Source organism: Streptomyces sp. NBC_00203 (genome assembly GCF_045206325.1).
GTDB classification, from domain to species: Bacteria; Actinomycetota; Actinomycetes; order Streptomycetales; family Streptomycetaceae; genus Streptomyces; species Streptomyces lutosisoli.
Genome location: NZ_CP108126.1, coordinates 936,210 through 960,859, shown reverse-complemented (window position 1 = coordinate 960,859; position 24,650 = coordinate 936,210). Strand labels below are relative to the sequence as shown.

21 protein-coding genes, 1 pseudogene and 1 riboswitch are annotated in these 24,650 nt (G+C 71.3%); of the genes and pseudogenes, 12 read left to right on the top strand and 10 right to left on the bottom strand.

From position 1 onward, the window contains the following. Window positions 1–12: 12 nt before the first annotated feature. Window positions 13–1,515, top strand: coding sequence for a CoA-acylating methylmalonate-semialdehyde dehydrogenase (locus OG975_RS04630; RefSeq protein WP_406327616.1), 1,503 nt, complete (start codon window positions 13–15; stop codon window positions 1,513–1,515). 93 nt (window positions 1,516–1,608) lie between these two features. Continuing rightward, window positions 1,609–2,409 carry a GntR family transcriptional regulator gene (locus tag OG975_RS04625; protein ID WP_406327615.1) on the top strand — a complete coding sequence of 267 codons (801 nt, stop codon included), beginning with the start codon at window positions 1,609–1,611 and terminating at the stop codon, window positions 2,407–2,409. A gap of 3 nt (window positions 2,410–2,412) precedes the next feature. On the opposite strand, the gene OG975_RS04620 is transcribed toward OG975_RS04625, so the two are convergent. The 3 genes from OG975_RS04620 to OG975_RS04610 form a co-directional block, all read right to left on the bottom strand. Next, window positions 2,413–3,867 (bottom strand): alginate lyase family protein, encoded by a 1,455-nt coding sequence (locus OG975_RS04620; protein WP_406336141.1) that lies wholly within the window; start codon window positions 3,865–3,867, stop codon window positions 2,413–2,415. 185 nt (window positions 3,868–4,052) lie between these two features. Next, window positions 4,053–5,171 carry an NADAR family protein gene (locus OG975_RS04615; protein ID WP_406327613.1) on the bottom strand — a complete coding sequence of 373 codons (1,119 nt, stop codon included), beginning with the start codon at window positions 5,169–5,171 and terminating at the stop codon, window positions 4,053–4,055. Between the two features lie 79 nt (window positions 5,172–5,250). Then, entirely contained in the window at window positions 5,251–6,405 is a 1,155-nt protein-coding gene (locus tag OG975_RS04610) for a Gfo/Idh/MocA family protein (RefSeq protein WP_406327611.1), read from the bottom strand. A gap of 111 nt (window positions 6,406–6,516) precedes the next feature. On the opposite strand from OG975_RS04610, the gene OG975_RS04605 reads away from it, so the two are divergent. Next, a complete protein-coding gene (locus OG975_RS04605) occupies window positions 6,517–7,572 on the top strand; it encodes a LacI family DNA-binding transcriptional regulator (RefSeq protein ID WP_406327610.1) in 1,056 nt (351 codons plus the stop codon). Window positions 7,573–7,603: 31 nt separating this feature from the next. Here OG975_RS04605 and OG975_RS04600 read toward each other — a convergent pair whose 3' ends face one another. The 4 genes and pseudogenes from OG975_RS04600 to OG975_RS04585 form a co-directional block, all read right to left on the bottom strand. Beyond that, a complete protein-coding gene (locus tag OG975_RS04600; RefSeq protein ID WP_406327608.1) occupies window positions 7,604–8,932 on the bottom strand; it encodes a phosphoribosyltransferase family protein in 1,329 nt (442 codons plus the stop codon). Window positions 8,933–8,986: 54 nt separating this feature from the next. Beyond that, a pseudogene (locus OG975_RS04595) lies at window positions 8,987–10,115 on the bottom strand (CapA family protein). 65 nt (window positions 10,116–10,180) lie between these two features. Continuing rightward, complete coding sequence (locus OG975_RS04590) at window positions 10,181–10,750, bottom strand: TetR/AcrR family transcriptional regulator (RefSeq protein ID WP_406327607.1); 570 nt, start codon at window positions 10,748–10,750, stop codon at window positions 10,181–10,183. A gap of 2 nt (window positions 10,751–10,752) precedes the next feature. Beyond that, on the bottom strand, window positions 10,753–11,448 hold the full coding sequence (locus OG975_RS04585) for a type 1 glutamine amidotransferase domain-containing protein (protein ID WP_406327606.1): 696 nt from the start codon (window positions 11,446–11,448) through the stop codon (window positions 10,753–10,755). Window positions 11,449–11,725: 277 nt separating this feature from the next. On the opposite strand from OG975_RS04585, the gene OG975_RS04580 reads away from it, so the two are divergent. Then, the gene (locus tag OG975_RS04580; protein WP_406327605.1) at window positions 11,726–12,118 is read left to right on the top strand and encodes a nuclear transport factor 2 family protein; all 393 of its coding nucleotides are present in this window, start codon (window positions 11,726–11,728) and stop codon (window positions 12,116–12,118) included. 28 nt (window positions 12,119–12,146) lie between these two features. Here OG975_RS04580 and OG975_RS04575 read toward each other — a convergent pair whose 3' ends face one another. Continuing rightward, the gene (locus tag OG975_RS04575; protein WP_406327604.1) at window positions 12,147–12,725 is read right to left on the bottom strand and encodes a histidine phosphatase family protein; all 579 of its coding nucleotides are present in this window, start codon (window positions 12,723–12,725) and stop codon (window positions 12,147–12,149) included. A gap of 100 nt (window positions 12,726–12,825) precedes the next feature. After that, a riboswitch (cobalamin riboswitch) is annotated at window positions 12,826–12,990 on the top strand. Between the two features lie 36 nt (window positions 12,991–13,026). Here OG975_RS04575 and OG975_RS04570 point away from each other — a divergent pair. Further along, entirely contained in the window at window positions 13,027–13,248 is a 222-nt protein-coding gene (locus OG975_RS04570; protein ID WP_405884984.1) for a CbtB-domain containing protein, read from the top strand. A gap of 25 nt (window positions 13,249–13,273) precedes the next feature. After that, on the top strand, window positions 13,274–14,038 hold the full coding sequence (locus OG975_RS04565; RefSeq protein WP_406327603.1) for a CbtA family protein: 765 nt from the start codon (window positions 13,274–13,276) through the stop codon (window positions 14,036–14,038). Window positions 14,039–14,089: 51 nt separating this feature from the next. Here the strand turns inward: OG975_RS04565 and OG975_RS04560 are convergent, their stop codons facing one another. Then, window positions 14,090–14,743 carry a TetR/AcrR family transcriptional regulator C-terminal domain-containing protein gene (locus tag OG975_RS04560; protein ID WP_406327602.1) on the bottom strand — a complete coding sequence of 218 codons (654 nt, stop codon included), beginning with the start codon at window positions 14,741–14,743 and terminating at the stop codon, window positions 14,090–14,092. Beyond that, on the bottom strand, window positions 14,740–15,672 hold the full coding sequence (locus tag OG975_RS04555) for an alpha/beta fold hydrolase (protein WP_406327600.1): 933 nt from the start codon (window positions 15,670–15,672) through the stop codon (window positions 14,740–14,742). The genes OG975_RS04560 and OG975_RS04555 overlap by 4 nt, the downstream gene beginning before the upstream one ends. A gap of 103 nt (window positions 15,673–15,775) precedes the next feature. Between OG975_RS04555 and OG975_RS04550 the strand changes: the two genes are divergently transcribed. From OG975_RS04550 to OG975_RS04525, 6 genes are all read left to right on the top strand, one after another. Beyond that, window positions 15,776–16,225 (top strand): hypothetical protein, encoded by a 450-nt coding sequence (locus OG975_RS04550; protein ID WP_381251570.1) that lies wholly within the window; start codon window positions 15,776–15,778, stop codon window positions 16,223–16,225. After that, window positions 16,222–17,778 (top strand): multicopper oxidase family protein, encoded by a 1,557-nt coding sequence (locus tag OG975_RS04545; RefSeq protein WP_406327599.1) that lies wholly within the window; start codon window positions 16,222–16,224, stop codon window positions 17,776–17,778. Before OG975_RS04550 ends, OG975_RS04545 begins: the two co-directional genes overlap by 4 nt. Window positions 17,779–17,921: 143 nt before the next feature. Further along, a complete protein-coding gene (gene metK, locus OG975_RS04540) occupies window positions 17,922–19,085 on the top strand; it encodes a methionine adenosyltransferase (protein WP_406327598.1) in 1,164 nt (387 codons plus the stop codon). Window positions 19,086–19,122: 37 nt separating this feature from the next. After that, the gene (locus tag OG975_RS04535) at window positions 19,123–20,103 is read left to right on the top strand and encodes a carbohydrate kinase family protein (protein WP_406327596.1); all 981 of its coding nucleotides are present in this window, start codon (window positions 19,123–19,125) and stop codon (window positions 20,101–20,103) included. Then, window positions 20,100–21,332, top strand: a complete 1,233-nt coding sequence (locus tag OG975_RS04530; RefSeq protein WP_406327594.1) for a class I SAM-dependent methyltransferase — start codon at window positions 20,100–20,102, stop codon at window positions 21,330–21,332. The genes OG975_RS04535 and OG975_RS04530 overlap by 4 nt, the downstream gene beginning before the upstream one ends. Window positions 21,333–21,399: 67 nt before the next feature. Next, window positions 21,400–24,591 (top strand): BTAD domain-containing putative transcriptional regulator, encoded by a 3,192-nt coding sequence (locus OG975_RS04525; protein ID WP_406327592.1) that lies wholly within the window; start codon window positions 21,400–21,402, stop codon window positions 24,589–24,591. The last annotated feature ends 59 nt before the right edge of the window (window positions 24,592–24,650 follow it).

Genomic DNA, 24,650 nt, shown 5'->3' with positions numbered 1-24,650 from the left:
GGCCCCCGCACCATGAAGACCATCACGCACTGGATCGGCGGCAAGCCCGTCGAGTCCGCCTCCGGACGCTTCGGCCCGGTCTACAACCCGGCCACCGGCGCCCAGGAGAAGCAGGTCGGTTTCGCGTCCGTCGACGAGGTGGACGCCGCGGTCGCCACGGCGAAGGCCGCCTTCGAGAGCTGGGGCGAGGCCTCGCTCGCCAAGCGCACGGCGGTCCTGTTCAAGTACCGCGAGCTGCTGGACGCGCACCGCGACGAGATCGCCGAGCTGATCACCGCCGAGCACGGCAAGGTGCACTCCGACGCGCTCGGCGAGGTCGCGCGCGGCATGGAGATCGTCGAACTGGCCTGCGGCATCTCCGAGAAGCTCAAGGGCGAGCTGTCCACCCAGGTCTCCAGCCGCGTCGACGTCGCCTCGATCCGCCAGCCGCTGGGCGTCGTCGCGGGCATCACGCCGTTCAACTTCCCGGCCATGGTGCCGATGTGGATGTTCCCGCTCGCCATCGCCTGCGGCAACACCTTTGTGCTCAAGCCGAGCGAGAAGGACCCGTCGGCGTCCTTCCGGCTGGCCGAGCTGGCCTCCGAGGCGGGCCTGCCGGACGGTGTGCTGAACATCGTGCAGGGCGACAAGGTGGCCGTGGACCGGCTCCTGGAGCACCCGGACGTCGTCGCGGTCTCCTTCGTCGGCTCCACGCCGATCGCCAAGTACATCCAGCTCAAGGGCGTCGAGCACGACAAGCGTGTACAGGCCCTGGGCGGCGCCAAGAACCACATGCTCGTCCTCCCCGACGCCGACCTGGACTTCGCCGCCGACCAGGCCATCAACGCCGCGTACGGCTCGGCCGGCGAGCGCTGCATGGCCGTGTCGGTCGTGGTGGCGGTGGGCGACACCGGCGACGAGCTGGTCGCCAAGATCGCCGAGCGCGCCAAGGGCCTGAACATCGGCCCCGGCAACGACCCGGCCTCCGAGATGGGCCCGCTCATCACCCGCGAGCACCGCGACAAGGTCGCCTCGTACGTCAGCGGCGCGGCGGCCCAGGGCGCCGAGGTCGTCGTCGACGGCACCGGCTACTCGGTCGAGGGACACCCCGAGTGCGCGGAGGGCTTCTTCCTCGGCGTCTCGCTGCTCGACAAGGTGCCGGTGACGGCGGACGCGTACAAGGACGAGATCTTCGGCCCGGTGCTGTGCGTGGTGCGCGCCGACACCTACGACGACGCCATCAAGCTCATCAACAGCTCCCGCTGGGGCAACGGCACCGCGATCTTCACCCGGGACGGCGGCGCCGCCCGCCGCTTCCAGCTGGAGGTCCAGGCGGGCATGGTCGGCATCAACGTGCCGATCCCCGTGCCCGTCGGCTACCACTCCTTCGGCGGCTGGAAGGACTCCCTCTTCGGAGACCTGCACATCTACGGCAACGACGGCATCGCCTTCTACACCCAGGGCAAGGTGATCACGACCCGCTGGCCGGACCCGTCCGACGGAGGCATCAACCTCGGCTTCCCCAGTCACTCCTGACCCGAGCGGCGGCCGGCGCGGGAACGGACCCGCGGTCTCCCGCACCGGCCGCCTTCAGGACCGAACGTCACGACCGACCGTCAGGACGATGCGATGGCAAGGGTTCCCGTCCGCCGGACCACCGGATCCCCACGAGCGACGGCAGCCGCCCCGCCCGTGGGCCTCGATTTCGCGCTCGACCGCAGCAGCCCCGTTCCGCTCTACTACCAGCTCGCGCAGCAGCTGGAGTCCGCGATCCAGCGCGGAGTGCTGAGTTCGGGAAGCCTGCTGGGCAACGAGGTCGAGCTCGCGGGGCGGCTCGGCCTGTCCCGCCCCACCGTCCGCCAGGGCATCCAGACCCTCGTAGACAAGGGGCTCCTGGTCCGCCGCCGTGGCGTGGGCACCCAGGTGGTGCACAGCCAGGTCAAACGCCCACTGGAGCTCAGCAGTCTCTACGACGATCTGGAAACCGCCGGGCAGAGCCCCACGACCCAGGTTCTGCACAACGAGGTCGAGCCGGCCTCCGCCGAGGTCGCGGCCGCCCTGGGCATCACCGAGGGAAGCGGCGTACACCGTGTGGAGCGGCTGCGCCTCACCCGCGGTGAGCCGGTTGCGGCCCTGTGCAACTACATCCCGGAGGGCCTGCTGGGCCTCGACACCGCCCGGCTGGAGTCGACCGGCCTGTACCGCATGATGCGCGCCGTCGGTATCACCCTGCACAGCGCCCGCCAGTCCGTGAGCGCCCGCTCCGCCACACCGGACGAGGCCGAGCGGCTGCACGAGCCCGCGGGCGCCGCCCTGCTCACCATGCAGCGCACGGCCTACGACGACACCGGCCGCGCGGTCGAGTACGGCACCCACATCTACCGCGCCTCGCGGTACGCCTTCGAGTTCCAGCTGCTCGTGCGCTCCTGAGGGTCACTCCCCGGCGTCGCGACGGGCCTGACCGCGGCGGCGCAGCAGGAGCAGACCGCCCGCGAGGGCGGCGACGCCGGTGGCGGCGGTCCACGCGGGGAGGTCGGAGGATCCGGTGGCGGCCAGGTCGCCGCTCCTCCCGCCGAGCGGGCTCGACGAGGAGGAAGGCGTGGCGGACGCGGCGGCGGACGCGCCGCCGGCGGGCGACGCGCCGGACGCGGTGGCGGAGGGCGTCGGTGACGCCGTCGCCTCGGCGGTGGTGGCCCGGGGGCGGGTGAACGCCAGGGTGCCGAAGCCGAGTTGGTCGTAGCCGCCGCTGTTGGGGCCGTAGTCCCCGCCGCCGCCCTCGGGCGCGAACCGGGCCGCGACCCGCGTGAGGTACTGCGCGTCGAGCCCCCGGCGCTTGGTGTAGTGGCTCGCGACCATCGCCCAGATCGGCCGGGCCATGGCCGGGTCGACGCCCGCCGCCGCGGACGCGGTCTCCGTGCCCGACCAGATGCCGGGCGCGCCCTTCTTCCGGGTGTACGGGGTGAACGGCACGTCTTCGCCCATGCTCCACTTGGCCACGTACTGGGCGCCCTTGAGGAAACGGCTGTCGTCGTAGCCGTACAGGTCGATGCCCTGGTTCCAGGCCATCTCGCAGATGGTGCCCATCAGGCCGACGCCGAGCAGCGCGTGGCCCTGGTCGCGGCCGGCCTCGACCCATTCGGCGAGACCGTCGTCGTACACGACCGGGATGGCGTTCTTGACCGAGCCCATGCCCTCGCCGTGCTTGAAGTAGTCGACGGCGCGGTTCACCTTGGTGCGGTCGTCGCACAGGATGCCGATCGCGAGGACGGAGGCGATGTTCGTCAGGTCCCAGTTGGCCCAGTAGTTGGTGATGTAGGCGCCGTTGTGGTTCGCGAGGAAGTCCTCGCTCAGCGGGTGGAAGACGTCGAGCATCATCGTTTGGAAGCGGGCCAGCTCGAAGCCGTCGTAGCCGCGGATGAGCTCGGCGGCGTTGGCGAACTGGTAGCCGTACAGGCCCGAGGCGAGGAACCGGTCGGCGCTGCCCTCGAGCTTGGTCAGCTTGGCCGACCAGGCGTTGAGGATGTCGCGGGCGGTGTCGGCGTGCGCGGCGATGCCGGTGACGTGCCAGCGCAGGGCGTTCTGGTAGGCGGCGTGGATGTCGTTGTACAGCGTGCGGTAGTTCTCGGGCGAGCCGGAGCCGCGGTAGACCGTGGCCTGCGGGTTGGCCTTCCAGGTGCTCTGCGCGTGCGCGTTGGCCGTCAGCTTGGCGAAGCCGGCCGTGTAGGGCTGCGCGCCGGCCTTCACCTTGGCCGCCATGCGGGCGAGATCGGCCCGAGTGTGCAGCATCCCGGGGTGTGCGAAGGCACCGCCTGCCGCCGATGCCGGGGCCGCCGCGAGGGCCGTGCCGGTCCCGGCGGCGCCCGCCGCCACCCCGGCGATCTTCAGCATGTTCCGGCGACTGATCTGTGCTGTCACTGAGTTGGTTCCTTAACGCTCGGGTGCCTGGGGAAGCCCTACGCACTGGAGACGTCGTGGAACGCGGCCGATAACAAAAAATTGGGCGCGGCATCGGGCCGGCACGCGATCCCGGTCCGCCGGGAGCAACGCCTCGATCCGCGGCCCTGCGCGTCAGCTCAAGGGCTCACCCGGATCCCTGAGCGCCCGGCGTGCAGTTCGGAACGGATGAGTTCGAGGAGGCGGCCGATCCAGTTCCGGCCGCGGCCGCCGTTGTCGCCCCAGAAGTCGGAGTCCATGTGGTCGTAGACGAGCGTCGCGTCGTCCGTGGCCAGGAGAATCTCGGCCAGGGGCGGGTGCTGGGTGTACTTGGCCCGCAGCAGCCCGGTCATCACAGCGGTACGGGCCTGTTCCCAGCCGTCGCGCCGGCGGGCGCCGGCCGCCAGCTGCTGGGCGTCGTACGCTCTGTCCGCTCCTGTGATCGCGGCCCGGGCTTCGGGGTCGTCGGTCGAGAGGGCCCAGTACGCGTAGGCGACCGACGGGTAGGTGACGCCGTCGACGTCGATGGGTGCCGGGTAGCCGTTGCGCAGGGCCTTCGTGCCCGGATCGTCGGACTGCTTCAGCGGATAGCTCTGGTAGAGGTGGATCGCGGGGGCGACAGGAGTCGCGGGTCCGTCCGCCGGGACCCGTGAGGGCCGTTCGGCGATCCACTTCGCCCGGTCCTCGAGGTAGGCCACCGCGTCGTCGTACATCTCCTGGGTGACTGCTCTGTCCGGCCGCTCCATGCGTCCGCCAGGTCCGGCCACCAAGACTCGAAGTGGCCAGTCCTTGCGGTCCATGTCGCCGAGCGCGTAGCGGCGCCGCGTCTCGGGGATTGCGAGGTAGGCGACGCGCGCCACGGCCCGCTTCTCCTCGGTCCGGTCGGCGAGGAACGCGTCAACGGCGGCCAGGCACCGCTCCGTCGAGTCCGGGCGGCCGTTGAGCTGATCGATGGTGTCGCGCACCTCGGCGAGCAGCAGCTCAGGGGTGTGCCAGCTGCGCGGCTCGCTGAACTTCCAGGCGGCCAGCTCATGGCCGGACGCCCTGGCGCCGTCCGGGAGTTCGGTGGCGACCCAGCCGCTGCGCAGCTTCTCCTCGAACTCCTCAAGGGTGACCAGGCCCCAGCAGTTGACGAGTCCGTCCGCGTAGATGAACAGGTCGGTCAGGAAGTAGTCGCCGTTACGGATGAAGGCGTGCCGCCAGGTTCCGGGTACGCGTATGCCGTCCGCCATGCGGTAGGTGATCCGATTGCCGATCATCGCGTCATTGTGACGGACCCCTCGACGGCGCGAAGTGTATTTTCCGCCCGGGTCCGTTGCTCCGATCCGTGCGCGTCGCTCAGGTCGGTGAAACCCACGTTCCCAGCTCGGCGGAGCGTGACATGGCGTCCAGCGTGGCGGCGCTGTGAACCGCGTCAACCAGCGTCGCGCCGTACGCGGTGTTGTCAGCGATGGACCGCAGGAAGTTGCGCGCCTCGATGACCTTGAGGTCGTCGTAGCCCATGCTGTTCGCCGCGCCCGGCTGGAAAGCGGCGTACTCGCCCTGCCCGGGCCCGACGTACAGCGTGCTGACGGGCTGGTCCTGGTACGACGTACCCCGGCTGACGCCCAGTTCGCCCATGCGCCGGAAGTCCCAGAAGACCGCGCCCTTGGTGCCGTGCACCTCGAAGCCGTAGTTGTTCTGCTCGCCCACCGAGACCCGGCAGGCCTCCAGCACACCCCGCGCGCCGGAGGCGAAGCGCAGCAGGCAGTTGACGTAGTCCTCGTTCTCCACCGGACCCAGCTCGCCGCCCGCCGCGCGCGTATGGCCGGCGGTCGCGCCCGTCGGGCGGGCCCGCTGGGGCAGGAAGATCGCGGTGTCCGCGGTCAGTGCCTCGATCTCGCCGAGCAGGAAGCGCGCCAGGTCGACGCCGTGCGAGGCCAGATCGCCGAGGACTCCGCTGCCGCCGCGCTCCCGCTCGTAGCGCCAGGTCAGCGCGGATTCCGGATGTGCCGCGTAGTCGCTGAACAGCCGGATGCGGACATGGGTGACGGTGCCGATCTCGCCGGAGGCGATCAGCTCGCGGGCGGCGGCGACGGCGGGCGCGCCCCGGTAGTTGAAGCCGACCGTGCCCTGTACCCCGGCCTTGGTCACCGCGTCCGACACGGACAGGGCGTCCTCGGCGGTCAGGCCCACCGGCTTCTCGATCCAGATGTGCTTGCCCGCCTCCGCCATCGCGGTGCCGATCTCGCGGTGCAGGAAGTTCGGCGCGGCGATGCTGACCGCATGGACCCGGGGGTCGGCGGCGATCTCATGCCAGTCCCGGGCCGCGGTGGCGAAGCCGTACTGCGCCGCGGCCTCCTCGGCGCGGCCGGGCACGTCGTCGGCGACGGCGATCAGTTCGGGCCGCAGGGCGAGCTCCGGGAAATGGTGCGGCACGCGGGCGTACGCCTGGGTGTGCACCCTTCCCATCCAGCCGAACCCCACGACGGCAACGCCGAGCGTACGCACCATGACTGCCCCTCTTTGGACCGGTCCAACAAGTTCCCGGCTCACATTGAAGGCCGTTCTGTGACGTGTCAAGCCCTTTGACAAGCTCGCCCGCCGTATGGAACGGTCCAGACCATGAGAGCACCGACGATTCGCGATGTCGCCGAACGGGCCGGAGTGTCGAAGTCGCTGGTCTCCCTCGTGCTGCGCGGCTCCGACCAGGTGCGTGACGAGAAGCGGCAGGCCGTGCTGGCCGCCGTCGAGGAACTCGGCTACCGGCCCAACGCCGCCGCGCGCAGCCTCAGCGAGCGGCGCACCCGTACGGTCGGAGTGCTCCTCAACGACATGCGCAACCCCTGGTTCGTGGAGCTGCTCGACGGTCTGAACTCCCGGCTGCACGACTCCGGGCTGCACATGCTGCTCGCCGACGGCCACCTCAACCGGCGTCTCGGCGAGGACCTCACCCGGACCTTCATGGACCTGCGGGTCGACGGTCTGATCGCCGTCGGCACCCTGCCGGCCTCGGAGGCGCTGCGCACGGCGGCCGGGCGGATTCCCACCGTCGTCGCGGGCGCCCGGGAGCCCGAGCTGCCCGGTGTCGACGTCGTCGCCAATGACGACGAGCGCGGCGCCCGTCTCGCCACGGAGCACCTCATCGGCCTCGGCCACCGGCGCATCGCCCATATCGCGGGGCAGGGGATGGTCGGCGAGCTGCGCCGCCGCAGCTTCGAGGCGGTCATGCGCGAGCACGGACTGGCCGAGGAGGCGATCGTGGAGCAGGGCGACCTGACCGAGGAGGGCGGCTACCGGGCGACGGTCCGGCTGCTCAGCGCCCCTGAACGGCCCACCGCCGTCTTCGCGTTCAACGACATCGCCTGTGTCGGCGCCCTGTCGGCCGCCGAGGAGCTCGGCCTTCAGGTGCCGCGCGACCTCTCCCTCGTCGGCTACGACAACACGTACCTCTCACGCCTGCGGCACCTGTGGCTCACCACCGTGGACAGCGCCGGCCACGACGTCGGCCGGCGCGCCGCGCAGTGCCTTCTCGACCGGATCGACGACCCCGCCCGCCCCGGCGAGGTCGTCCTCACCGCTCCGGCCCTCGAAGTCCGCGGCACGACGGCATCACCGCGCGGTCAGGCCGGTGCCGGTGCCGGGGTGGCCGGGGCACGGGTGGTCAGCGACGCCGATTGACGTTGTGGTCCCGGTCGGTCTGACTTCCGGATCAGGCGAGGTGTCTGCCGAACCAGTCCGTGGCCAGCTCGGTGACCGATTCCAGGGTGCCGGGTTCCTCGAAGAGATGAGTGGCACCGGGGACGACGGCCAGCTGATGCTCGCAGTTCAGGCGTGCCGCGGCCTGCCGGTTGAGGTCCAGCACCATGTGGTCGCGGCCCCCGACGACGAGCAGCGTCGGAGCCTTCACCTCCGGCAGCCTGGGGCCGGCCAGGTCCGGTCTGCCGCCGCGGGAGACGACGGCCGCGATGTCCGCGTCGGGCTCCGCCGCGGCCCACAGCGCGGCGGCGGCGCCTGTGCTGGCACCGAAGTAGCCGAACGCCATGTCTTGGGTGCCGGGCTGTTCACGCAGCCATTCGGTCGCCTGGGTCAGACGGCGGGCGAGCAGTGCCGTGTCGAACACGTTGTCCCGGTTCACCGCCTCGGCCTCGGTGAGCAGATCGAACAGCAGGGTGCCCAGACCGGCGCGGTTCAGTCCGGTGGCGACGAAGCGGTTGCGCGGGCTCTTCCTGCTGCTGCCGCTGCCGTGGGCGAAGAGGACGACTCCGGGGGCGCCGCGGGGTAGCGTCAGCCGCCCGTCGAGTTCGGCGCCCGCGGCCGGTATCCGGACCGCCCTGTCGTAGGGCGCGGAATCGTGTTCCGGGGAGGCGCCGCCCGCGCCCGGCGCTGCGTCGGACGTGGCGTGGGCCGCGCGGTTGTGCTCCAGGCAGGCGATGACCTCCTCGTCGCTCGTCTGCCCGAAGTCCGCGTAGAACTCACCGATCGCGTAGAACGGCTGGGGCGTGTCCAGACAGACACCTTCGTCCGCCTCGCCTCCGATGCGGGCCGTCCAGTCGTGCGGCGCCACGGGAATCGCCAGCACGATCCGCGACGCTCCGCGGGCGCGCGCGATCCGGCAGGCCGCCAGGGCCGTGGAGCCGGTCGCCAGACCGTCGTCCACCACCAGCACCGTGCGTCCCTCGTACCGGGCCGGCTGCCGCCCGCCCCGGTAGCGGCGGGCCCGCTGCTCCAGGACGCCGCGCTCGTGTTCCTCCACGGCCGCCAGAGCACGGTCCGTCACACCCGTGGCCCGCACCACCTTGTCGTTGATGACGCGCACGCCCTCCTCGCCGATCGCGCCCATGGCCAGCTCCGGCTGGAAGGGCACCCCCAGTTTGCGTACGAGGCAGACGTCGAGCGGAGCGCCGAGGGCCTCGGCGACCTGCGCGGCGACCACGACGCCGCCGCGGGGGAGTCCCACGACCACCAGGTCCTCGCCCTTGAGATGGTGCAGCCGGGCGGCGAGCCGCCGGCCCGCTTCGATTCGGTCGGTGAAGTACATGGTCGCCTTCCGGGTGAGGTCAGGTCCTCGGGTCCCGAGTGAAGTCCGTGCCGCTCACTCCCGCGGCCGCTGGGACGGCCGGACGGTGAGGGTGTCGTCCGGGCTGCGTTCGACGCGTGAGCCGTAGGCCCGGCTGATCCGGTCCAGAACGTCCCGCACCCACCGCGCGTCCTCGGCCGTCGCGCGCTCCAGCCGCATCCGCCGGGCCCGCATCGGGGTGATGCGCACGTCGTGGAATCTGCCGTCGTCCGGGTTCACGGTGACGAAGTACAGCAGCCGGAGGTCGTCCCGGTACTCCTCGCGGCCGCCGATGCCCTCGTAGTCGTTGATCAGGTCGCCGCAGCCGTGGGTGATGAGCTTTCCCCGGTACGACTCCAACGGCCGCGGATGGTGCGAGGAGTGCCCGTGCACGACGTCCGCGCCGCCGTCGATGAGCGCATGGCCGAAAGCGGACCTGGTCACGCGGGATGAGATAGCCCCAGTTGGAGCCCCAGTGGACCGAGACGACCACGATGTCGCCGGGCCGCCTGGCCGGGCGCAGCCGGGCGGTGATCCCGGCCGCGGCGGCATCCGACGGCTCGGCGACGAAGTCGACCCCGCTGCGCTCCGCTGTGGCGGCCCAGCCGCGGGGTATGCCGCTGGAGGCCATCCCCACGGAGAGGACCAGGACGCGCCGGCCACCGGCGACGGGGACGATCGCGGGACGTTGGGCCTCCTCGGCGTCCCGGCCCGCCCCCGCCGAGCGAAGACCCGCGTCCGCCAGGGAATCGAGGGTCTCCTCCAGCCCGCGGCGGCCGTAGTCCAGCACATGGTTGTTGGCCAGGGCGCAGACATGCGGACGGGCGGCGGCCAGGGCGGGCAGGTTGGCCGGGTGCATCCGGTAGTGGACCTCTTTGGCGGGCGCGATCTCGTCGTTCCGCGTGACGGCGGTCTCCAGGTTGAGGATCCGGGCGTCGGGCGCCGCCGCGTCGAGCACGTCCAGAGCGTCGCCCCACGGCCAGGGGAAGCCGACCGGCTGGGGAATCATGCCGTTCGCCGCCTCGGCCAGCTCCACATAGGCGCGGGCGTCCTTGATGTACGACTCCGGCAGCTTCGGATCGCCGGGGTGCGGAAGTATCTGGTCGACTCCGCGGCCGAGCATCACGTCACCGGCCAGGAACAGCGTGACGAGGTCACCGCCCATTCCTCCAGGCTAGGCCGGTCCGGCGGGTATTGCTTCCGGGCCGCGAGCACACCCCTGACCAGGGATTACCGGAAACCCCCTGAACCGAGCGGGGCTCCCAGCAATCCGGTGAGCAGGGCGTCGGTCGCCGGGAGCAGCAGATGTCTGCCCTCGGGCGCCGACTCCAGGCCGACGACCAGGGCGAGGCAGATGTCGGCGGCCTCGGCGGGCTCGACGCCGGCCAGGGAGTCCGCCTCGGCGAAGAGGGTGATCAGGAGGCGGCGCAGTTCGCCGGTGAAGTCGTGGCAGATGTCACCGAACAACCGGGCCTTCGCGTCGAGGAGTTCGGCCGTGTGCGGGGAGTCCCCGGCCAGTCGGCCCACCAGGTCGAGCTTGGCGGCGAGGACGCCCCGGACGCGTTCGGTGTGCGGGGCGTCCTCGGTGGCCGCCTGCCGGGCCCGGCCGAGCGCCTGCTCGTGCAGGCGTCCGGCGAGGCGGCGGAAGGCGTCGTCCTTGCCACGCACGTACTGGTAGACCGCTGACCGGGACACGCCCATGGTGGAGGCGATGTCGTCCATCGTGGTGCGCCGTACGCCGTACCTGGTCAGGCACTCGTAGGCGGCGTCGAGGACCTCGTCGAGCCGGTCGGTGGCCATCGTCAGGCCAGCTTCTTCAGCAGCTCTGCCGCGAGCGGGGCGGAGGAGGACGGGTTCTGGCCGGTGACCAGGTTGCGGTCGACAACCACCTTGGGGGCCCACGGCTCGCCCTCCTGGAAGTCGACGCCCGCCTCGACGAGCCTGTCCTGGAGCAGCCACTTGGCCTTGCCTGCGAGACCCGCCTGGGTCTCCTCGGCGTTGGTGAACCCGGAGACCCGGTAGCCCGCGAAGGCGTTGCCGCCGTCCTCGCGGGTGGCGGCGAGCAGCGCGGCCGGGGCGTGGCACACCACACCGAGCGGCTTGCCCGAGTCGAGCGCGAGGGTGAGGAGCCGGCCGGAGTCGGCGTTGACCGCGAGGTCCTCCATCGGGCCGTGGCCGCCGGGGTAGAAGACGGCCGCGTAGTCGTCCAGGTCCACTTCCTCCAGCTTGACCGGCTGCTGGAGCTCGGCGATCGACGCGAGGGCGTCGGCGATCCGGTCGGCGCCCTCCTGCCCGCCGTTCACCTCGGGCGCCAGGCTTCCCCGGTCCACGGTCGGCACGACGCCGCCCGGCGTGGCGACGACGACCTCGTGACCCGCGGCCTTGAAGGCCTCGTACGGGGCGACGGCCTCCTCGGCCCAGAAACCGGTCGGGTGCCGGGTGCCGTCGGCGAGCGTCCAGTAGTCGACGCCGGTCATCACGAAAAGGATCTTCGACATGGTGTGTTCTCCGGGGGAGCGGGCCCTGACGGACCTGGGGAGCGTTCTTGGCCGTACGCCCTGACGTTCTGCGCTCAGATCGTCAGGGCGGCGATGTGCTCGACGGTATGCGCGTCGGACATAGGTGACCAATAGGGAACCCGCTTGCAGGCATAGGGAATCCAATGCCACTCCGGGAATACGGCGGGCGGCTCTGCCCCGAGGCTGGACGCCGCGAACACACGCGATTAATGTCATCCGCACCTAGACAACTGGTTGAGTAGAAGAGGTGGGCGTGATGCATTCCTTCCGCAAGGCCGTGGAGGCCGGAGACTTCGCCGCGATCGAGGAGATGCTGGCCGAGGACGTGGTGTTCACCAGCCCCGTCGCCTTCAAGCCCTACCCGGGCAAGGCCATCACCGCGGCCATCCTGCGCGGCGTCTCCCGTGTCTTCACCGACTTCCGGTACGTACGCGAGATCGCCGGCGCCGACGGCCGGGACCACGCGCTGGTCTTCGAGGCGAAGGTGGGCGACAAGCAGCTCACCGGCTGCGACTTCCTGCACTTCGACGAGGACGGCCGGATCGACGACTTCATGGTCATGGTCCGCCCACTGAAGGCGGCCCAGGCGCTCTCCGAGGCGATGGGGGCGCAGTTCGAGCGGATCTCGCGGGAGGCGGCGGGCGCGTGAGGGACGACGCGCCCTGATGGCGTACGGGTCAGCCCGGCTCCCCGAGCGGGCGTCCCGCGCGAACGTTCCAGCGACCCGCGCGGCCGCTGAACTCCGTGGCGGTCAGCGGTGGCACGTCGACGCGCCAGAAGGCCGACTCCGGCGCCCCCAACACCCGTACCACCAAAGCCCGTACGACCTCCGGCTCCACCACGGCGACGGTTCGCCCGGTGACCTCGGAGGCCGTGTCCAGCCAGCCCGCCACCCGGTCGCAGAACGCCCGCACCGACTCCCCGTCGTGCGGCGCGGATCCGGGATCGGCCAGCCACTGTGCCACCGCCTCCGGCTCCTTCGCGCTCACCTCGTCGAGGGTCGCCCCGCGCCAGCGGCCCACGTCCACCCCCGCCAACTCCGGTGCGTCCTCAGGGGTGTCGAGGCCGAGCGCGCCCGCGGTCTCCCGGCACCGCACGGTGGGGGAGACCCACGGCCGGGCCGCGGCCGGAACACTGCCCGCGGCCGCCCGCGCGAGCCGCAGCCCCGAGGCATCGACCGGACATCCGTCGTCGAAGCGGGCCTCGCGCAGTGCCTCGCTGATCGCCGCTGAGATCAGGATCACTCGGCTCGTCATACACATCCACTTTCCTGTGCGAAACCCTTGTGCGGTACGGGAACCGGCCACGCGGCCGGGCGAGGGGCGCACGCCGTGCTCCTCATGCGCCCTTGGCCGAATCCCCGCCACGCGGTACGGTCTCGTCGATATTGACGACGGTTCGGCGGAAGTCCGGTGGAAATCCGGCACGGTCGCGCCACTGTAAGCCCATCAAGAACCACTCCCGCCAGGGGTGGTGAAGGTCGAGCAAGTCAGACCCGCGGCCGTCGTCCTGTGCACCACCACGATGGGACGCGAGTTCCCCAGGAGGTTCTGCCCCATGGCGCAGTCCGTCGCTCAGCCGACCGTTACCCCCACCGCCGTTCCCGCGAAGCTGCCGATCGGCGCGATCGCCCCCTGGGCGGTCTTCTTCGGCATCCTGATGCTGGTCCTGCTCTACTTCGTCGGCGCCGAACAGGGCGCCACCTCCCTCGTGTCCGGCGAGAACGTGCACGAGTGGGTGCACGACGCCCGCCACCTCCTCGGCTTCCCCTGCCACTGACGCCGAAGAGGAAACGTACGAGCTCATGAATTCCGCAACTGTCAGAAACCTCCTGGTGCGTGGCATGCTCGCGGGTCTCGCCGCGGGCCTGCTCGCCCTGGTCGTCGCCTACTTCCTGGGTGAGCCGCGCGTGGACTCGGCGATCGCCTACGAGGAGGCGCACTCGCACGAGCACGGCATGGAGATCGTCTCCCGCACGATGCAGTCCACCGGCGGTCTGGCCACCGGTGTCCTCGTCTACGGGGTCTCGTTCGGCGGGATCGCCGCCCTCGCGTACTGCTTCGCGCTGGGCCGGATCGGCCGGTTCGGGCCGCGCGCCAGCGCGCTCCTGCTGTCGGCGGCGGGCCTGCTCGCCGTCTACGTCGTGCCGTTCCTGAAGTACCCGGCCAACCCGCCGTCCGTCGGCGACCCCGACACCATCGGCAGGCGCACGACCCTGTACTTCCTGATGATGGTGCTCAGCGTGCTGCTCGCCGTCGCCACGGTCATCCTGGGCAAGCGCCTCGCGCCGCGCCTGGGCAACTGGAACGCGACGCTCGCGGCGGGCGCGTTCTTCGTCCTCGCCATCGGCCTCGCGTACGCGTTCCTGCCGGCCGTCAACGAGGTCCCGAAGGACTTCTCCGCCAGCCTGCTCTGGCAGTTCCGCCTCGCGGCCCTGGCCATCCAGCTGACCCTGTGGACCGCCTTCGGTCTCGTCTTCGGGGTGCTGGCGGAGCGGGTACTGGCTCCACGACCGGCCACCGTGCGGGAGAAGGAGCCCGCCGCGGAGGCAACTCCCGTCGCTCACTGAGTGGTTGAAGAAGGGCGGTCCCGGTCCTCGGCCTGGGGCCGCCCTTCTCGTTCAGATCAGCCGCTCGAAGCCGTCCAGCATCGCCGTGAGGCCGACGTCGAAGTGTTCGTCGATCTCCGTGTCGTCGGCCGCGCGGGCGAGGACGTTGTACGCGGGCGACTCGGGCGCGGGCTTCTTGCTGCGGCTCTGCGAACCGAGCCGCACCACCGCCAGGCTCAGCGCGTGCCCGATGGTGAACTCGCGCAGACAGCGAGCGATCTGCAGGGCGTGGGTCGGGGTGAAGCCCCTGGCCTGAAGCAGCTCGATGATCCGTACGCCCGTGTCGATCGACGCACGCGAGCGCACCGGACGGGTCGCGAAGACCGAGACCGCCTGCGGATGGCGGAGCAGCGTGTCGCGCAGCCGCAGGCAGTACTGCTCGGCGACCGCCCGCCAAGTGCCGTCCCAGGGCAGCGAGTCGACGTCGAGCTCGTCGAAGAGCGCCTCCGCGATGCCGTCGAACAGCTCCTCCTGGTCCCGGAAATAGCGGTACACCGCCATCGGGTCGACCCCGAGCCCCGCGCCGAGCTTGCGCATCGAGAAGTTGCCGAGGCCGTTGGCGTCGATCAGGGCCAGTGCGGCGGCGGCGATGTACGTCCGGTTCAGCGCCGGTCTGACGCGCGGGGACGGCCGTGTGTCCGCCGCGCTGCCCTTGTCGGTCTTCATGAGGAGAGTTGGTCCAGAATCGTGGTCAGCCGCTGGGTGAATTCCTCCGGAAGCTGCTGGTAGACCGTGTGGCCTCCGGGGAACTCCTCGCATGCTACGCCGAGCAGTTCGCCGAGGACGTGAGCGGGACGGTAGTAGGGGCGCCCTTCGCTGTCGCGGCCCGTGGCGAGGCGCCAGGGGATACCGGCGTTCCGCAGAGCCTGGAGATCGGGCTGGTACGCGAAGCAGAACTCGGGCAGCTCCCGCTCGATCAGCAGGGCGGAGTTGCCCAGGATGCGGGACATGGTGTCCGGCTCGCGTCCGGTGACGCGGCGCACGGAGCCGCCGGTGGCCAGCAGGAAGCGCGAGGTCGCGGCGATCACCGCCTGGCCCCGCGGGGACACGAACATCCGTGGCGGCTCGGGCATCGTCATCGCTCCGAAAGCCGCCGCCGCCCGCAGCGGTCCCTTCTCCCGGCCGAGCCGCTCGATGTCCTCGATGGCCAGGCGTTCGGGGCTGTCCGCGGGCAGCAACTGCACGAGCGGCGGCTCGTGCGCGACCGCGCCGAGCAGGCGCTGCGCGTGACGTGCCAGCAGTTCCAGCACGATGATCGCGGCGCTGCTGGTGCCGAAGACATGGGCCCGGTCGATGCCGTAGTGGTCCAGGACCGCGATCACGTCGTCCGCCTGCCGGGCCACGTCCACCGGCGCCGAGGGGTCGGCGAACGGGCTGCGCGAGTTGCCGCGCCGGTCGAAGGTGATCACCGTGAACCGCTCGGCGAGCAGCGGTACGACGTCCTCGTACACACCGGCGTCGCCGCCACCGCCCGGAATCAGCACCAGAGCGGGCCCTCTCCCGACCCGCTCCGTGTGCAGTCGCGCACAGGAAACCAGGACGGTCCCCGTGCGTGCGGCGCCCACTTTTTCACGAGTCGACTCGTGACCGCTCATCTGTGTTCTCATTTCACTTCTGGCCTTGCGATGTGATTGTGTCTACGTCGTAGTTCGAGTCTACGGTGTAGGTACCAATTTTTCGAATGGGGGATTTCCAGTCATGAGCGCGGAAGTCGCGGACGGGAACACCACGTCGCCCACGGCGGACGGACGGGCCCGCAGAAGGCGGGCGTACGGGCGCGTGTACGCGGTGCTGATGTACGTCGTGGCCCTGGCGTACTTCGGACAGGCGGTGCTGGCCGGCCAGTTCATGTCGGGCAGCTACGACGCGCTGCGCTGGCACCAGTACGGGGCGACCTTCACCGACGTACTCCTGTTCTGTTCGCTGGTGACGGCGGCCCTGCTGCGCTGGCACGGCAAGGGAAGACTGTGGCCGTTCCTGGCGGCGCTCACCCTGCTGCTGGCCAATCAGGCCCAGAACGGTGCGGGGGCCGCCCGGCTGCTGTCCCTGCACATTCCACTCGGCGTCGCGATGATCGCGGGCGCGTTCCTGGTCGCCCTGCGGGTACGGCACGCCGGTGAGCCCGCCGACACCGGGACCTCCGCGTGAGCGGGCGCGTCTCCCGGCGCTCCCTGCTGCTGGGCACCGGAGCCGCCGCCCTGACCATCGGCGGATCGGCCGTGCTGGCCTTCGGCTTCCGCGGTACGACATCGACCGGCACCCTGCTGCGCAGCCAGGTCCCGCTGCCCGAGGCGTTCCGGAAGCCGCTGACTGTGCCGCCGGTGCTGAAACCCACCAGCTCGGCCGGCGGCACGGACACGTACGAGATCACCCAGCGCGAGGCGACCGCCGAGATCATCGACGGCCTGCGCACCCCGATCTGGGGGTACGACGGAATCTTCCCCGGCCCGACCCTGGTCACCCGGCGCGGCCGCCGAACCGTCGTACGGCACCGCAACGAACTCCCCGTCCCCACCGTCGTCCATCTGCACGGCGGCAGGAACGCCCAGCGGCACGACGGCTACCCCACCGACCAGATACTGCCGACGAGCGGAGCGCACATGAGCGCGCACCACGGCGGCGGCGATGTCAGCCACGGCACGCGCACCTACGAATACGACACCGACCAGCGCGCGGCCACCCTCTGGTACCACGACCACCGGATGGACTTCACCGGCCCGAGCGTGTGGCGCGGCCTCGCCGGGCTGCACCTGATCACCGACGACGAGGAACGGGCCCTGCCGCTCCCCGACGGCGACCGCGACCTGCCCCTCGTCATCATGGACCGGTCCTTCGCGGCGGACGGCGGCCTGCGCTATCCCAGCGTCGACAAGGACCTGGTCAAGACGCCGGGGGTGACCTCCGGCTACGAGGCGGGCGTCCTCGGCGACGTCGTCCTGGTCAACGGAACTCCCTGGCCGTACAAGGAAGTCGACGCCGTCCGCCACCGGCTGCGCCTGCTCAACGCCTCCAACGCGCGCCGCTACCGGCTGCGCCTCGACCCGGCCCCGGACGGCGTGCACGAGCCGTTCGTGCAGGTGGCCTCCGACGGGGGGCTCCTCGCCCGGCCGCTGACCCATCCGTACCTCGATCTCGCCTCGGCCGAACGGCAGGAGGTCGTCGTCGACTTCTCGCGCTACCGCGTGGGCCAGAAGGTGCGGCTGGTGAACGACTTCGGCGAGGGATCCACCCGCCAGGTGATGGAATTCCGTATCGCGCGCAAGGCCAAGGACGACAGCCACGTACCGCGCACCCTCTCGGTGATCGAGCCGCTGGATCCCGGACGGGCCGTCAGGGAACGGGACATGGTCTTCCAGTCCAAGTCGATCGGGGACAACCACGGCTGGACCATCAACGGCGAGCCCTTCTCCGTGGACCATGTGCACGCGGCGCCACGGCTCGGCGACATCGAGATCTGGAACCTGTACGCGGACTTCCACCATCCGATCCATCTGCACCTGGTGCACTTCCAGGTACTCAACCGCGGCACCAAGGAACCAGGGCGGTTCGACCACGGCTGGAAGGACACCCTGGACCTGCGGCCCGCCGAACAGGCCCGGATCATCACGCGGTTCGACGGCCACCGCGGCAAGTACGTCTTCCACTGCCACAACCTGGAGCACGAGGACATGATGATGATGGGCAACTTCGAGGTCCGCTGAGCGCGCGGCCCTCGGCAGAGGTGTGCGCCGAGCGCGAGTCGAGCAGTGCTCCAGGCCCGTTCATGGCGGCGGGCATACGTTCGGCGCACCTCACCGAGTTCACGTCCGGGTGGGAGCGACGACCGAGTCAGCCCAGGAGAGCCATGTCCCGCCGTCTGTTCACCTCGGAATCCGTCACCGAGGGCCATCCCGACAAGATCGCCGACCAGATCAGCGACACGATTCTGGACGCGCTGCTGAAAGAGGACCCGGCCTCGCGCGTGGCCGTGGAGACGTTGATCACGACCGGTCTGGTGCACGTGGCCGGAGAGGTCTCCACCCGGGCGTACGCGCCGATCGCGCAGCTGGTGCGGGAGAAGATCCTCGACATCGGCTACGACTCCTCGAAGAAGGGCTTCGACGGCTCCTCGTGCGGGGTGTCGGTGTCCATCGGTGCGCAGTCCCCGGACATCGCGCAGGGCGTGGACACCGGCGGCGCGGGGGATCAGGGCCTGATGTTCGGCTACGCGTGCGACGACACGCCGGAGTTGATGCCGCTGCCGATCCAGCTCGCCCACCGGCTGTCGCGCCGGCTGTCCGAGGTGCGCAGGAACGGGACGATCCCGTATCTGCGCCCGGACGGAAAGACCCAGGTCACCATCGAGTACGAGGGTGAGCGCGCGGTGCGTCTGGACACGGTCGTGGTCTCCTCGCAGCACGCGGCGGACATCGACCTGACGACGCTGCTGGCCCCCGACATCCGCGAGTTCGTCGTGGAACCGGAGCTGAGGGCCCTCCTTGACGAGGGCATCAAGCTGGACATCGAGGGTTACCGGCTGCTGGTGAACCCGACCGGGCGTTTCGAGATCGGCGGTCCGATGGGTGACGCCGGGCTGACCGGCCGGAAGATCATCATCGACACGTACGGAGGCTATGCCCGGCACGGCGGTGGCGCGTTCTCCGGCAAGGACCCCTCCAAGGTGGACCGTTCGGCGGCGTACGCGATGCGCTGGGTGGCGAAGAACGTCGTCGCCGCGGGGCTCGCCCGGCGTTGCGAGGTCCAGGTCGCCTACGCCATCGGCCGGGCCGAGCCCGTCGGCCTGTTCGTGGAGACCTTCGGTACCGCGACCGTCGACGCGCACAAGATCGAGGACGCGATCACCGAGGTCTTCGACCTCCGCCCGGCGGCCATCATCCGCGACCTCGACCTGCTGCGCCCGATCTACGCACAGACCGCCGCGTACGGCCACTTCGGCCGCGAACTGCCCGACTTCACCTGGGAGCGCACCGACCGCGTCGACGCCCTGCGCGACGCCGCCCGGCACTGACCCCACACCCGCCGACCGACGGTTCAAGGAGATCCCCGTGCGCATCGCCGTCACCGGATCGATCGCCACCGACCACCTCATGACCTTTCCCGGACGCTTCGTCGAGCAGCTGATGAGCGAGCACCTGGAGAAGGTGTCGTTGTCGTTCCTCGCCGACACACTGGAGATCAGGCGCGGCGGAGTGGCAGCCAACATCTCCGTGGGCCTCGGACGGCTCGGACTCACCCCGGTCCTGGTGGGCGCGGCCGGCGTCGACTTCGCGGAGTACCGCGACTGGCTGCGCGCGGGCGGCGTCGACACCGAGTCGGTGCGGGTGAGCGAGACCCGGCACACGGCCCGCTTCGTGTGCACCACCGACGCCGACCAGAACCAGATCGCCACCTTCTACGCCGGGGCGATGGCGGAGGCACGCGAGATCTCCCTGGCGAGCGTCGTCCGACGCGTCGGCGGGCTCGGCCTGGTGATGGTCGGGCCCGACGATCCCGAGGCGATGCTCCAGCACACCGACGCCTGCCGGGCACTCGGTCTGGACTTCGCGGCCGACCCCTCGCAGCAACTCGCCCGGCTGGGACGGGAGGAGACCCGGCGCCTCGTCGACGGGGCCCGCTTCCTGTTCACCAACGCCTACGAGGCGGCCCTGATCCAGGAGCGCACCGGCTGGACCACCCCGGACATCCTTGAGCGGGTGGGCAGCTGGATCGTCACGCACGGCGCGGAGGGCGTGACCGTCTCCCGCGCCGGCCTGCCGGAGCTGCGGATCCCCGCCGTCGAGGCGGCCGGCATCGTGGACCCGACCGGCGCCGGAGACGGCTTCCGCGCCGGCTTCCTCGCGGGCACCTCCTGGGGATGGCCGCACGAACGGGCCGCCCAACTCGGCTGCGCGCTGGCGACCTTGGTGCTCGAGTCCCTCGGCACACAGGAGTACAAGCTGTCCACCGCCGATCTGCACCTGAGGATCGAGGAGGCCTACGGGCCCGCGGCGGCCGCCGAGATCACCCACGACCTGGAGAGGCGATGACCATCAAAGAGTGCCGCATCTGCGGCAACCGCACCCTGCTGCCGATACTCGACCTGGGGGCGCAGGCCCTCACCGGCATCTTCCCGCGCACCCGCGACGAGGAAGTCCCCGCCGTGCCCCTCGAACTCGTCCGCTGCTCGCCCGACGGCTGCGGTCTCGTCCAGCTGCGGCACACCGCCGACTTCGGGCTGATGTACGGCGAGGGGTACGGATACCGGTCCGGGCTCGGCGAGTTCATGATCCGCCACCTCGGGAGCAAGGCCGCCCTGCTCACCGAACTCGCCGGCCTCGGCCGCGGCGACCTCGTCCTCGACATCGGCAGCAACGACTCCACCCTGCTGCGCGCCTACCCGGCGGACGGTCCCACCCTGGTCGGCATCGACCCGACGGGCGAGAACTTCCGCGAGTACTACCCCGACCATGTCACGCTGATCCCCGAGTTCTTTTCCAGGGAGGCCTTCGCCGGCCACTTCGGCAGCCGCAAGGCCAAGGTCGTCACCTCCATCGCCATGTTCTACGACCTGCCGCGCCCCCTCGACTTCATGCGGGACGTCCACGACGTCCTCGCCGACGACGGAGTGTGGCTGCTGGAACAGAGCTACATGCCGGCCATGCTCGAAGCCACCGCGTACGACGTCGTGTGCCACGAACACCTCGAGTACTACGCCCTGCGCCAGATCGAGTGGATGGCCGAGCGCACCGGACTGACCGTCATCCGCGCCGAGCTGAACGAGGTGTACGGCGGCAGCCTCTGCGTCGTCCTGGCCAAGAACCCCGGCCGGCACCGCGTCGACGAGGCCGGGATCGCCGCCATCCGCGCCCGCGAGGCCGCGCTCGGACTGGACACCATGGCTCCGTTCGAGGCGTTCGCGCACAGGGCGGTGGAATACCGCGACGGGCTGCGCGACTTCCTCGACTCCTCCCGCGCGGCGGGCAGGCTGACCCTCGGATACGGGGCTTCCACCAAGGGCAACGTGATCCTGCAGTACTGCGGGATCACCGAACGGGACCTGCCGTGCATCGGCGAGGTCAACAAAGACAAGGACGGCTGCTTCACCCCCGGCACGGGTATCCCCATCGTCACCGAGGCCGAGGCCAAGTCGCGCCGCCCCGACCAACTGCTCGTGCTGCCCTGGATCTACCGGGACGGCTTCGTCGAGCGGGAGCAGGCCTACCGGGAGAGCGGCGGCAAACTGGTCTTCCCGCTGCCCGAACTCAGCGTCGTCTAGCGCCCTTTACCCCGATATTTGATCAACGGTTGGGGTGCGCGCGCGGCCGCTGCGGCACAATGAGGGCATGCCAGCTGGTACCGCCATCCGTGTCCTCGGACCGCTGCGCGTACGCACGGCGGACGGCGGAAGCGCCGAGGTGCGCGGCGCCCGGCTGCAGACGCTGGTCGCGATCCTCGCGCTGGCCGCCGGCCGGGAGGTGGCGCGCTCCGACCTCCTCGAAGCGCTCTGGGACGACACCCTGCCGTCCGCCCCGGACAACGCGCTCCAGGCCTTGATCTCCCGGCTCCGGCGGGCCCTGCCCGGGCTCGCCATCGAGTCGAGCCCCACCGGCTACCGGCTCCTCGTAGGGCGGGACGACGTCGACGCGCTGCGCTTCGAGTCGCTCGTCTCGTCCGTCGGCGCCGCGCGCGGCGACCACCGGCGGCGCGCGGCCCTGCTGCGTGACGCCCTGACGCTGTGGCGCGGTCCGGCGCTGGCCGGGCTGACCCCCACCCGGATCGTCCGCGCCCATGCGACGCGGCTCGAAGAGCTCAGGCGACGAGCGCGCGAGGACCGGATCGACGCCGACCTCGCCGAGGGCGGAGGCGCCGGCCTCGTCGCCGAACTGGCGGGCCTGGTCTCTCAGGACCCGTTCCGGGAGAAGCTGCGCGTCCAGCTGATGCGCGCCCTGCAGACCGCCGGCCGGCAGACCGAGGCCCTGACCGTCTACGAGGAGGCGAGGACCCAGCTCGCCGAGGCGTACGGCATCGACCCCTCCGCCGAACTCCATCAGGCGTACCTGGACGTCCTGCGCGGCGAAGGGGCCCAGCCGCCGCCCCAACGGCCCGCCGGGGAACCGAGGCTGCCCGTCCCGCTCACCGAACTCGTCGGCAGGGAGACGGATGTCGAGCGGGTGCGGGAGCTCCTGGACCGCGCCCGGCTGGTCACCGTGGTCGGCCCCGGCGGGGTCGGCAAGACCCGGGTGGCCGTCGAGTCCGCCCGCCGGGTCGACGAGCGCGGAACCCACCGTGCCCGGCTGGTCGAACTCGGCTCCGTCAGCGATCCGGCGAACGTGCCGCGCACCATCCTGGACGCCCTCGGCGCGGGAGAGGGCGGACTGCTGTCCACGCCGGGATTCGAAACGGCGTACGGCGCGGTGCTGCGCCGGCTGACGAGTCTGCTGGCCGGGGAACGCGCCCTGCTCGTCCTCGACAACTGCGAACACCTCGTGGGCGCGGTCGCCGAGACCGCCGCTGCCCTGCTCGCCCACTGCCCCGACCTGCGGGTCCTCGCGGCCAGCCGGCAGCCGCTCGGCGTGAGCGGCGAGCGACTGCACCCCCTCTCGGGTCTCGCACTGCCCCAAGGGCCCGGCGACGCCCCCGGCTCTCCCGCCGTGCGACTCTTCGTCGACCGCGCCATCGCCGTACGCCCCGCCTTCGTGCTCGACGAGCGCACCGTGGAACCGGTGGTCGCGATCTGCCGAGCCCTCGACGGGCTGCCCCTGGCCCTGGAACTCGCCGCCGCCCGGCTGCTGTCCCTCTCCGTCGAACAGATCCGCGACCGGCTCGACGACCGGTTCCGGCTCCTGGGGGCCGAGGGGCACCCCGCCGACGGGCGTCGGCGCACGCTGCGGGCGGTGATGGACTGGAGCTGGGAGCTGCTGGACGACGCCGAGCGCGCCCTGGCCCGCAGGCTCGCCGTCTTCGCGGGCCGCGTCGACCTCCCGCTGATCGAGCGGGTCTGCGCCGGAGAGGGACTCGACACCGCCGACCTCGACATGCTGCTCTCCTCCCTCGTCGCCAAGTCCGTCGTGCAGACGGAGGAGACGGGCGGGCGGATCGGCTACCGGATGCCCGAGACCGTACGCCTCTACGCCGCCGAGCGGCTCGCCGCGGCAGGCGACGAGGACGTGCTGCGGCTGCGCCACGCCACCACGCTGCTGTCGATCGCCGAGGCCGCCGAGCCGGGACTGCGCCGCATCGCTCAGGCCACCGAACTCGCCACCCTGACCGCGCTGTTGGACGACTTCCACGCGGCCCTGCGCTGGTCCCTGGACGCCGCACCGCCGGAGCTGCCGCTGCGCCTGGTCGCCTCGCTGGAGTGGTTCTGGCTGCTGAGCGGACGCCGCGCCGAGGCCATGGAGTGGACGCGCCGCGCGCTCGACCTGCGGTGCGAGACCCGGCCCGTGGAGCGGGCGATCGTCTGCGCCGTCGGGGGACTCCACCACGGGGCACTGCTCGGCCAGGAGGACGGCGTCCGCTACCTGTTCGAGGCGCTGGCGCTGATCCAGGAACTGAAGGAGGCCGACCACCCCGCTCTGGTGGCGGCCGGAATCCTGGGCTCACTCGCCTCCGGTTCCCCGGAACTGGTCAGCGAACAACTGCGCGGGCTCAGCGGCCACCGCGACCCGTGGATCGGCGCCTTCGCCCGGATGCTCGGCGCCCGCATGCTCGCCAACGCCGGGCAGCCGCACGCGGCACGGGACGAACTCCTCGCCGCACTCGACGGGTTCCGCACCCTCGGTGAGCGCCTCGGGCTGACCTACACGCTCTCCGCGCTCGCCGAGTCCGAGAGCGCCCGGGGAGACCATGTGGGCGCGATGAGCGCGCTGGAGGAGGCGCTGCGCGCGGTGACGGAGCTGGGGGTCGCCGAGGACCGGCCGATGCTCATGGTCCGCCTGGCGGTCGAACAGGCCAGGGCGGGCCACTCCGAGACGGCCGAGGCCGGTCTGCGCGAGGCCGCGGCGGAGGCGGCTCGGCTCGGCCTCGGCGAGGTTCTCGGCGTCGCCCACCACGCGCTGGGCGACCTGTGCCGTACCGGGGGCCGGCCCGCCGAGGCCCGCCGACTGCTCGAACAAGCCCTCGCCGAGGTCATGGCACATGGGCCGGGTATCGGATATCGCCCGGCCGTCCTCACCAGCCAGGGCCACCTGGCCGTCGCCGAAGGCCGCCTTCCCACGGCGGTGGAGGCCTGTACGACAGCACTGCGCCTCGCCCGGCAGGTCGACGAGGCCCAGCTGGTGGCCCGCGTGCTCGTGCTGGCCGCGGACATCGCCCTCGCCCAGGCCGAACCCAAGCACGCCGCGGTCCTCCTGCACACAGCCGCGGACGTGCGCGGCCAGCAACTCGACGCGGACCCCGACGTCCACCGGGTCGCCCGGGCGACCAGGCTGGCCCTGGGCGACGACCGGTACGGGGCCGCGCGACCGGTGAGCCTCGAGGAGATCGAGCCCCTGGTCGCGGGCCTCACCGGCCGACTGGCGCCGCCGGCCCGGTGAACGGCGGGGCGGGGCCGGCGGGTCGGCCGTGGTGCCTGACGCGTGTTCACGGCCTTCCG